The 10,264-nt window shown below is 29.0% G+C and carries 15 protein-coding genes; 12 read left to right on the top strand and 3 right to left on the bottom strand.

Annotated features, from left to right (window positions below):
• Nucleotides 1-84: 84 nt before the first annotated feature.
• Nucleotides 85-492 carry an Hsp20/alpha crystallin family protein gene (locus BN350_RS08580; RefSeq protein WP_028043231.1) on the bottom strand — a complete coding sequence of 136 codons (408 nt, stop codon included), beginning with the start codon at nucleotides 490-492 and terminating at the stop codon, nucleotides 85-87.
• A 268-nt stretch (nucleotides 493-760) separates the two neighbouring features.
• Here BN350_RS08580 and BN350_RS21845 point away from each other — a divergent pair, with 268 nt between their 5' ends.
• From BN350_RS21845 to BN350_RS08565, 3 genes are all read left to right on the top strand, one after another.
• The gene (locus tag BN350_RS21845; RefSeq protein ID WP_196802959.1) at nucleotides 761-841 is read left to right on the top strand and encodes an HTH domain-containing protein; all 81 of its coding nucleotides are present in this window, start codon (nucleotides 761-763) and stop codon (nucleotides 839-841) included.
• Nucleotides 842-1,105: 264 nt separating this feature from the next.
• Nucleotides 1,106-1,297, top strand: coding sequence for a WYL domain-containing protein (locus BN350_RS21840; RefSeq protein WP_196802955.1), 192 nt, complete (start codon nucleotides 1,106-1,108; stop codon nucleotides 1,295-1,297).
• Between the two features lie 304 nt (nucleotides 1,298-1,601).
• Nucleotides 1,602-2,198 (top strand): uracil-DNA glycosylase family protein, encoded by a 597-nt coding sequence (locus tag BN350_RS08565; RefSeq protein WP_028043229.1) that lies wholly within the window; start codon nucleotides 1,602-1,604, stop codon nucleotides 2,196-2,198.
• 289 nt (nucleotides 2,199-2,487) lie between these two features.
• Here BN350_RS08565 and tsaA read toward each other — a convergent pair whose 3' ends face one another.
• Entirely contained in the window at nucleotides 2,488-2,964 is a 477-nt protein-coding gene (tsaA, locus tag BN350_RS08560; RefSeq protein WP_028043228.1) for a tRNA (N6-threonylcarbamoyladenosine(37)-N6)-methyltransferase TrmO, read from the bottom strand.
• Between the two features lie 81 nt (nucleotides 2,965-3,045).
• A complete protein-coding gene (locus BN350_RS08555) occupies nucleotides 3,046-3,876 on the bottom strand; it encodes a MerR family transcriptional regulator (protein ID WP_028043227.1) in 831 nt (276 codons plus the stop codon).
• A gap of 307 nt (nucleotides 3,877-4,183) precedes the next feature.
• Between BN350_RS08555 and BN350_RS08550 the strand changes: the two genes are divergently transcribed.
• The 9 genes from BN350_RS08550 to BN350_RS18805 all read left to right on the top strand — a co-directional run.
• A complete protein-coding gene (locus BN350_RS08550; protein WP_028043226.1) occupies nucleotides 4,184-5,047 on the top strand; it encodes a Cof-type HAD-IIB family hydrolase in 864 nt (287 codons plus the stop codon).
• A 69-nt stretch (nucleotides 5,048-5,116) separates the two neighbouring features.
• Nucleotides 5,117-5,797, top strand: a complete 681-nt coding sequence (vanR, locus tag BN350_RS08545) for a VanR-ABDEGLN family response regulator transcription factor (protein WP_028043225.1) — start codon at nucleotides 5,117-5,119, stop codon at nucleotides 5,795-5,797.
• Entirely contained in the window at nucleotides 5,790-6,887 is a 1,098-nt protein-coding gene (locus tag BN350_RS08540) for a sensor histidine kinase (protein WP_028043224.1), read from the top strand. The genes vanR and BN350_RS08540 overlap by 8 nt, the downstream gene beginning before the upstream one ends.
• Nucleotides 6,888-6,959: 72 nt before the next feature.
• On the top strand, nucleotides 6,960-7,715 hold the full coding sequence (locus tag BN350_RS08535) for a C39 family peptidase (protein WP_028043223.1): 756 nt from the start codon (nucleotides 6,960-6,962) through the stop codon (nucleotides 7,713-7,715).
• Nucleotides 7,716-7,746: 31 nt separating this feature from the next.
• Entirely contained in the window at nucleotides 7,747-8,202 is a 456-nt protein-coding gene (locus BN350_RS08530) for a GNAT family N-acetyltransferase (protein ID WP_044600216.1), read from the top strand.
• Nucleotides 8,203-8,257: 55 nt separating this feature from the next.
• A complete protein-coding gene (locus BN350_RS18810) occupies nucleotides 8,258-8,740 on the top strand; it encodes a response regulator transcription factor (protein ID WP_231385255.1) in 483 nt (160 codons plus the stop codon).
• A 3-nt stretch (nucleotides 8,741-8,743) separates the two neighbouring features.
• Nucleotides 8,744-8,920: a helix-turn-helix domain-containing protein gene (locus BN350_RS21315; RefSeq protein ID WP_315968800.1), complete on the top strand. Its 177-nt coding sequence runs from the start codon at nucleotides 8,744-8,746 to the stop codon at nucleotides 8,918-8,920.
• Nucleotides 8,905-9,933: a sensor histidine kinase gene (locus BN350_RS08520; protein ID WP_028043221.1), complete on the top strand. Its 1,029-nt coding sequence runs from the start codon at nucleotides 8,905-8,907 to the stop codon at nucleotides 9,931-9,933. Before BN350_RS21315 ends, BN350_RS08520 begins: the two co-directional genes overlap by 16 nt.
• Before the next feature lie 39 nt (nucleotides 9,934-9,972).
• Nucleotides 9,973-10,264, top strand: a 292-nt coding sequence (locus tag BN350_RS18805) for an ATP-binding cassette domain-containing protein (protein ID WP_044600215.1), incomplete at its 3' end; no start/stop codon positions are given.

Here is a 10,264-nt window from a genome sequence, read left to right as displayed (position 1 = left end):
ATATTTATTCTATCATATTAAGTAAAGCCTGTCGACCTTCTTTGTCAACAGGCTGAAAACAGCTAGATATCTAGCTGTTTTGAATTACTCAATAGAAATATATTTCTTTTCTTCAACTTGTTTTACAGTATCTTTAGGAATTGTAATCTTTAATTCACCATTATCAAATGATGCTTTAATATCTTCCTGTTTAATACCATCACCAACATAGAAATTACGACTGCAGCTGCCACTATAACGTTCACGTCTAATGACATGCCCTTCATCATCTTTTTCCTCATTATCAATGTTTTTTGTTGCGTTAATAATCAAATAACCATCCTTTAATTCCATCTGAATATCTTCCTTTTTATATCCAGGAAGTTCCATATTCATGCAATATTGACCATCTTTTTCAACAATATCAGTACGCATTGCATCAACTGAAGAATAATTAAATGGATCATGGAATAAATCATCAAACATATCACTAAATGTAGGTAGGAATTTCATAAATTATCGCCTCTTTCTTTATACAACCAAAATTCTCACTATTGTGAAATGAAACAACTACCCTGTTAGGGAACCTTCCCTAACTACACTTATATTATATCACTTATTTTAGCACTGTCAAGTATCGAGTGCTAAAATTTGCTGCTTTTTTTAGAGTACAGAAATTTGTTGACAGACATTGTCAGGTTTTATCTGATATAATAAAGTAAAAGAGTTAGGAGGTATATTTATTGCAAGAAAATCAGTTGTTTAAAATGATTTACTCTTCATAGATAAGGGTCAATCAACAGCACCAGAATTAGTAGAGAAACTTGAAGTATCAGTGAGAACAATTTATCGAGATATATGATCAGTAGTGCTGGAATTCCAATATACGTGACAACTGGGAGAAATGGTGGCGTAAAATTATATGATCATTACATATTGAATAAAACATTGTTATACGAGAATATACAAGATATATGGGTAGGTATGCAAAGTTTATCTACAATACAATATTCAAACGATAATACGACTTTAGAAAAATTAAATGCAATATTAAAAAATCTATGACAAATTGGATTGATGTTGATTTTTCACGCTAGGGAAGTCGTACGCAGAAAAAAAGATATTTATGCTTTTGAAAACAATTGTCTTAAATCATAGAGAAGTCAATTTTATTTATTATAATTCCTCAGGTAATAAAAGTGGAAGACAGTGTTATCCTTTAAAATTGCTTTATATAGATAAAGCATGGTATTTGTTTAGGGTTTGTTGTATAATAAAAGATTATAGACTCTTCTCGGATAAGAAATCTAATATTTAAGGAAACAGTTTTTCATATGATATTGGATAGTGGGCTCCCTGCATATCCACTTCTAGACAATTTGGGAGAATTAATCGAGATAGAACTTCATTTCCCGTTCAATATGGCATATAGAGTTTTAGTGAAGAAGTAATCAATGAAAAGGGAATCATCTTATTGTTAAAACGACCCTTCTTTTCAATAAATGGTTATATGAGTTTATAATGTCTTTTGATGCTAATATCGATATGATTAAATCCATAAGTTTAAGAAAAGAAATAATAGAAAGATGTGAAAAAGCAATACAACATCATAAGGAGGAAAAATGAATATTAAGAGTATATTAGGTAAAATGAATACTATAAAAGAGAATTTATATTTTAATGATGTAGAAGTTATACCAGAGAACATTAAAGCAATTCTTATCAATGAAGTTGTTCCATCAAATCCAAAAGATGATTTTTATGGGAGTCAAGAAGCAGAATATTTAGCAAGTGCAGTTTCTCTTTTTCAAAAGGCTGGAATAGATGTGAGGACAGCCAAAGATATTTTAGAATTAGGTATTTATATTACTAATGCAGTAAAAACTCCAAAATCTGATTATAGTATTGAAAAAAGTATGATTCAGGAAAGTTTACCATACCTAAATAAAGAACTTGCCTTATTTCCAAATATCAAAGTCATCATGTTAATGGGTGATGTATCAAAAAAAGCAATGAATATGATAACTAAAAAAGAATCAGGAAAAAATGCAATTCCTTCAATTTCAACATATAAATTACGTAAAAATGAGATACTTTATAAAGGTGTACGTTTAATGCCTTCTTATATTATGACTGGAAAGAATATACTTATTGAAAAATCTAAATTTCAAATGGCTTCTGAAGATATTGCTATTATGTATGATATAATTTCTAATTAAGTTTTAAAATATGGGCTTATAGCATGAGTTAAGCTTGCTGAATATGATAGGATGAAACAAATATGCATAGGATATGTATCTTTGTTTTGTCTTTTCTTTATTCTACTAAAAAGAGTCAAGTATGTCTAAAATCACTTTGATAACTTTTTTTAAATAGGAGATAACTTCGTATTCAGATAGTTTGAAGTATGTATAAATTTATGAGATATTGGTTATAAGCTCAATAAAAAAAACATAGTTGTATTCACATTCATGTGATTGACAACTATGTTTTTATTCTTTCTCATTTCTAAAAATTAAATTCATGTTCCCATGCAAAAGTTTCAGATTCTTCTAAACTTTTTGGCCAATGGCTACACCATCTAGGCACAACTGGTGATTCCACTCTGTCAAGGCTTGGTGTATAAGGCTTGATATCAAGAATAGGCGTGTTATCATTAGCATCAATGTAGGCAATTTGAATGATACCATTTTGATAATCAACATGCATTATTTCTACTGTTGTCAATGCAATAGGGTTGGGGCGTATTGGTGATCTTGTAGCAAAAATACCCATTATTTCAGGAGCATTTTTATAAGGCTGTTCTGCTTCTAATATCATTCTGAACTCTTCCTTATCAAAATCACTGAACCACCAAAGCACATTTATATGGCTAAAACCATCCATTGCTTTTAATGCTGGAATAAATTCAGTATTAAGCTTGATAAATGTTCCTGTTTCATTGTTAGAGATTATTCCAATTGAATTAACTTTATAAGTTGTCATATTTTTCCTCCTTTTTGGTTATCTATAATCAAATGATAAACCTTCACATCATGTGAGAGTCAAGAAAAATATCATGTCAAATTACAAAATGTTATTAAAACTTTTCTCTAAAGGTATTTGAATTTCTGTTAAATATTTTTTGGGATTATCTTCATTCCATGGACCACGATGCACAATTTGTCTATTTTCACCTTTCATTTTATACTGACTATTTTTTTGTAGCCATTTTGCAAATGTAAGATAGGCAGTTGCAATATTTGAAAATTCTCCATAAACCATAGTACAAGCCATTATCAAAACAGGTTCAGTATGCCTATATTTAAAAGGACCTGAATCTACACCTGTTTTACTGACGATAACACATAATTCCACGTCAACATTTTCCTCTTTATAATCTTTATCATGATAAATCGAAAATGTATCATTTGATAGTTCGATTCTATGTTGCTTAGAAAATTCTGATAACTCACTCCACAATTTGCCTTCATAATAATAATCAGGTATTATTTTTCTCAAGGATAATACCTGATAACTAGGAATAGATTTGATTGAAATGTTGTAATGCATTTCATTTTTTCCATTTAATAGTTGACTTTTAGCTATTTCTATCTTTTTAAGTTTCTCTTGTTCTATCTGAATGTTATGTTTAATATCTTCATATTTTTTGTCGAGCTGCTCTATAATAAAATCATCATTTTCACAATGAAGAGCAGTAGTTATTTCGGCAACATTAAAGCCACTGTCACGTAAATATATAATTTTATTTAAGATAGGTATTTGTTCTACAGAATACATACGATATCCTGTCCATGGATCAATTTTGGCAGGTTTTAGCAAACCAGTTTCATCATAATAGCGTAACATACGAACTGATACTTGTGTTAGTTTTGAAAATTCACCTATTTTAAACATGTTATTCCCTCATTTCTTTATCTCATTATAGATACTCTTTTTCGATACTTCAATAATAAAATAGTTTTATCATATTTTTTATCAAATCAGATAATTTTTATGTTAGTATTGTCAATTTTCATTTATTTCATCTAACAACAAGTTAGATAAAGAAATGTTTTGTTTCTTGAAAGAGATATACTATAGAGAATCGATAATCACAAGTAATCTATGATAAAGGTGCAATGCTAATAATTTCTGTTTTCGTAAATTTAAAATATTCATATTCATATTCATGTATGATATGATACTTAAGGAAGGTGATTATATGATTAAATTAGTTGTAAGTGATATGGATGGTACCTTGATTAATCATCAAAGTGGTATATCAGATAGAAATTTGAAAGCTATACAGAAATTAAAAAATCAGGGTATAGAATTCGCTATTGCATCAGGCAGAGACTATCATGGAGTTCGCTCTATACTCGATCAATATTGTATTGAATGTGATACTATATTAGGAAATGGGGCACAATATTGTGATAAGAATGGTCAGGTTATAATGGATTGTTATCTAAATAAAAATGTCTGTTTAGATATTATTCGAATTTTTGAAACAGCACACATTCCTTATATGATTTTTACAACAAAAGGTTTTTATACAAGATTGGAACCAGAATATGTTCAAAATATGTTTATTGAAAGAGGAATTCGTCGTTTCCATAATTGTCGTGATGATTATTTTGGAGAAGGTAGATTTGCTTCATCTCCTTGTAATCATTTACAAATGATTCATGACTTTGATAAATTTATGAAAGATAATCTTGATATTATAAAGATAGAGGCTTTTTCTTTAGATGCTAGTGAAATAACACCAGCAAAGAAATTATTGGCACATATTCCAACAATTTCTTATTTATCATCTTTTGATGATAATGTTGAAGTGACAAATGAGTTTGCTCAGAAGGGCTATATTCTTAAGAAAGTGGCAAAAAGAAAATATCTTAAAACAGATGAAGTTGCAGTATTAGGTGATGGAATGAATGATTTATCATTATTTGAAGAATTTCAATATTCATTTGCTCCAATGAATGCTGAACAAAGAATTAAAGAATTGGCTTATCAGGTTGTTTCTGATTGTCAAGAGGATGGTTTTGCTGAAGCAATAGATATTATTATGAAACATATCTAAATATTCTTAATAAGTTCTTAAGATATTCACACGAATATTGTAATATAATGTTGAAAAAGGGGTGAGAATATGAATGTACTTGTTGTAGATGATGAAAAGGAAATTGCGGATCTGGTTGAATTGTATCTTAAAAATGATGGTTATACTGTTTATAAGTTTTATAATGGAAATGATGCATTAAAATGTGTTGATAGTACAGAAATCGATTTAGCTATCTTAGATATTATGTTACCTGATATTGATGGTTTAAGAATATGCCAAAATATTAGAGAAAAGCATAATTTTCCTATTATCATGTTAACAGCGAAAGAAACAGAAATTGATAAAATTACTGGCTTAACAATCGGTGCTGATGATTATGTAACGAAACCATTTCGTCCATTAGAATTAATGGCGCGTGTTAAAGCTCAGTTAAGACGTTATACATCTATGCCATCACTGCAAAAAGAAACGGTCATAACGATTGGGGCTTTAACAATAGATAAAGCTAATCATCAATGTTTTTTAAATAATCAGCTTTTATCATTAACACCTACAGAATTTTCAATTTTATATTTACTTTGTGAAAATAAAGGAAAGGTTGTTACTGTAGATCAAATATTTCAAGATTTATGGGGTGAAAAATATTATACAAATTCAAGTAGTTCAGTGATGGTTCATATTCGTCATTTAAGAGAAAAAATGAATGATTCAGCTGAAAGTCCTAAATATATACAGACTGTTTGGGGAGTAGGTTATAAAATTGGCTAAAGATTATACTGGAAGATTTCAAAAAGAAATCTTAAAAAGGCATTTGATTATTGCAATGATATCAATTGTTTTGATGTTATTATTTTATTTCTTTATTGATCATTTTTATAATGGTGCAGCTATTAATTTTATTCAGCAGGTATTTGGGTGGACATTTGCTAATTTTATATTAAAAAATCAAACTGCATTTGTATTTATGACCTTGTTAATTGTCTTATTGTTAAATTCTTTAATTGTAGAAGTATATGCTATACAAAAAATATCACATGTATTTTCACAAATGAAAATCTTGTTTCAAAAGAATGATCAAAGAATTATTTTAGATGAATCATTATTTGAATTAGAAAATGATTTAAACGAACTTAAGAGAGAGAGTATTGAAAACGAAAAAAAGGCTATCAAAGAAGCTCAGCATAAAGTGGATATGATAGCATATCTTGCACATGATATCAAAACACCATTAGCCTCTGTTATTGGATATCTATGTTTATTAGAAGAAACTGAAGATTTACCAGAAGAACTACGTCATAAGTATACACATATGACATTAGAGAAGGCTTATCGTTTAGAAAGACTTATTAATGAGTTTTTTGATATAGCAAAGTTAAATCAAACCTATAGTCCCTTGCAAAGAGAAGAACTTCATTTATCTTATTTACTCGAACAAATGAAAGAAGAATTTTATCCTATCATGAGTCAAAAACACCAGACTATTGATATTTATGTAGATACAAATATGACAATATATGCTGATGCTAATAAGATAGCACGTGTTTTTAATAATATATTAAAAAATGCATTTTATTATGGAGATGAGAAGACAACAATTACTATCGAAGCAACACAGGATGAAGTTTATACCCATATTCTTTTTAGAAATATTGGGAATACAATACCACCAGATAAACTTCAAACAATATTTGAACAGTTTTATCGTTTAGATGAATCACGTTCTTCATCGACAGGTGGTTCTGGTTTAGGTCTTTCTATAGCTAAAATGATTGTAGAACAGCATCATGGTTTTATTAAAGCAATGAGTGAAAATCATATTACAACCTTTGAGATTTTGATTCCACATCAGACACTTTAAGAAATTCTTAAGAATTTGTTAAACAAATTTATCATTTTTTCTTCTATACTCAATTTGTATGGAGGAAAGCATATGAAAAGAAAGATTATTATTTGTATTATTATTGTTATCATACCATTTCTTATATTGATTTTAGATCATTATATTTTAAATGAGGATCTTCATTTGGAAAGTTCTTATGATGCTTCGTCCGATTGGGCATATATTACAGAACATCAAAATGATTATCCTCTTTCTTTGTTAAAACTTGCCTTGCATAATAAAGAAACAATTCCATTTGTTTCACGCTATCCTCAAAATCATAAAAAAGATTTTAATATGAATATACAAGATGAGCTGAAAACAAAAGAGATTCCTTTATTATTACAATGGGATGAAAGATGGGGATATAAGACATATGGGGATGATATGATGGCAATCAATGGGTGTGGACCAACTTGCTTATCAATGGTTATAACTTATCTGAAACAAAATGGGCAATATCACCCTTATTGTATTGCACAGTTTGCAAGACAAAAAGGATACTATAATGCTAGTGGTACATCTTGGGAATTAATGCGAGAGGGAGCTAAAAACTTTGGATTAAAAGTTCGAGAATTAGCATTAGATGAAGATATAATCAAACAAACATTAAACTATGGACATCCTATCATATGTAGTGTTTCTAAAGGAATCTTTACAAGTGAAGGGCATTTTATTGTTTTACGTGAATATAAAGATGGATTGATTTATGTTAATGATCCTAATAGTTATGAAAAAAGTCAGAAAGGATATACTTTTAAAGAACTACGTTATCAAATTAAGAATCTATGGGCTTATTCACTTTAAAATGATATGATAAAGTGAAGGAGGAATCATGATGAAAATAAAGAAAGTGAATAATACAAATAATGATCTTCATCTATTAGTTAAACAACTCGATGATTTTTTTGAACAACAGTGGGGTCATGAAACATCTCAAAAATATCAAGGTTTCCATCAGTTATCAAAAATGGCTTATGCTTGTGTTGGGTATCAGCAAGAAGCTATAGCCTGTGGCTGTTTTAAGATTATGGATAGTCAAACTATTGAAATCAAGCGTATGTATGTTGTACCACAATATCGTAGACAAGGAATTGCAACACAATTATTAAATCATCTTGAAAAAACAGCATATCAAATGGGATATCATTATAGTGTCCTTGAAACTGGAAAAGATATGTTGGATAATATCATCTTTTATAAAAAATGTGGATATCATATTATTGATAATTATGGCGATTTTATCGATGATGATGTATGTATTTGCATGATGAAAGATTTGAATAGCAATTAGCTATTCTTTTTTTTGTGATAATTGTGTTACAATAAAAGGACAGAGGTGAAAAAAGATGATATTAATTGTAGAAGATGATTTAGGGATACAGGAAACATTAAAAACAATATTAACAATGAAGAATTATCAAGTACTGCAAGCATATACACTTAAAGGTGCATTAGCCAATCAATTAGAACAAATAGAACTTGTTATTATAGATATACAATTACCTGATGGGAATGGAATCATTTTATGTCAGCAAATACGTCAATATTCACAAGTTCCTATTTTATTTTTAACAGCTAGAAATGATGAGGAAACGATTGTCGAAGCATTAAATGCTGGTGGCGATGATTATATTGTTAAGCCATTTCGTGCCAATGAATTATTAGCACGAATGCATTCTATTATGCGACGTATGATTAAAAATAAAGATGTCATAGAAACAAATGATTTAGTGATTGATTTAAAAAAATATCGTGTAACAAAGAACCAAAAAGAAATACTATTGAGTGCAATAGGCTATGAAATCTTATTTTTAATGGTACAAAATTAAGGAATCGTTGTAACAAGAGAGCGTTTAATTGAGTTTATTGAGGAGAGAACAGGAAATTATATTGAGGACAATACAGTAACGGTACATATGAAAAGATTAAGAGAAAAATTAGGAAAGTATCAGGGATTTGATTATATTGAAACAGTAAGGGGCATAGGATATCGATGGAAAAACAATTAAAGAAAAGTCAAACATTATACGCTCTGTCTAGTCTATTTATCTTTGTTTGTATTCTTTTTATTGCGAGTATAGATTTTTATATAACACAATCATTATTAAATGTACTTTTGATAGGTTTTTGTATAGGAGGGATTGTCTTACATTTTCTTTATATTCAACATATGAAGTCATTATTTTTGAAGCTTATTGAAATGACACAAATGATTATTGATCAAGAATCTAAAGAATTCCCTATTATAGATGGAGAAAGTTATATTTCCGTTTTATCAAATCATCTTCACTTATTAAATCAAAGAATGCAAGGAGTTGTAGAGCAACTGAATAAGGAAAAACAAAATTTAAAAACATATATAGAAAATATCTCTCATCAAATGAAAACACCGTTAACAGCATTATTTCTCAAAGAAGACATACTATTAGAATCAACAACTGATATGCAACATCAAATTGTTGAACAGATTATTTTTCAAACTGAAAAAATACATCATTGCATAGAATCATTATTACATTTAGCACAATTAGAATCTCATACAATTCAATATCATAAGAAAGAATATCTATTAGATGAATTAATAGATAGTATTCAACAACATCTTATTCCTCTCATGGAAGAACATCACGTTTCTTTCCAATTGCAAAATACAGAGCATATCATCTATTGTGATTTTCAATGGATGAGTGAAGCTATTGAAAATATTCTCAAGAATTGTATTGAACAAAAAGATTATTCCTCTATAGATATTATTTGTATACCAGAAACAACTTATAATAAAATCATAATTCATGATCATGGAAAAGGTTTTCTGATTGAAGATATACCCCATATTTTTGAACGCTTTTATCGCAATCAATATCAAAGTAATGAAGGTATTGGCATTGGTTTAGCTATTACCCATCAAATTATTGAAGACCATCATGGGACTGTTCATGTTTATAATGAACATGGTGCTGTATTTGAGATTGTCTTACCACATAAAGAAACAAAGAGCAAGTATACAGTCACCAACGAGTAACAATTCTAGGCTATACTTAAATGTGTGGAGGGATGATATATGATTGTTTTAGAATTACAGGATGTAAGGAAAAGTTATGGATATGATGAAAACAAGATTGATGCGATATCACATATCAATTTAACAATTGAAGAGGGAAGCTTTGTCGCTATTGTTGGGAAAAGTGGCAGTGGGAAATCAACATTGCTTCATGTGATGGGAGGCCTAACGAAGCCACAACATGGGAAAGTATTACTAGAAGGACATTCTCTCTATGATATGAGTGATGATCAATTATCACGTTATCGCAGACGAAGAATGGGATTTGTTTTTCAGTTTTATAATTTGATTT

It is taken from the genome of Candidatus Stoquefichus massiliensis AP9, assembly GCF_000455285.1.
Taxonomy (GTDB): Bacteria; Bacillota_I; Bacilli_A; order Erysipelotrichales; family Coprobacillaceae; genus Stoquefichus; species Stoquefichus massiliensis.
Note: the sequence above shows the minus strand (reverse complement) of the source record. Positions and strands in the feature narration are given on the sequence as shown.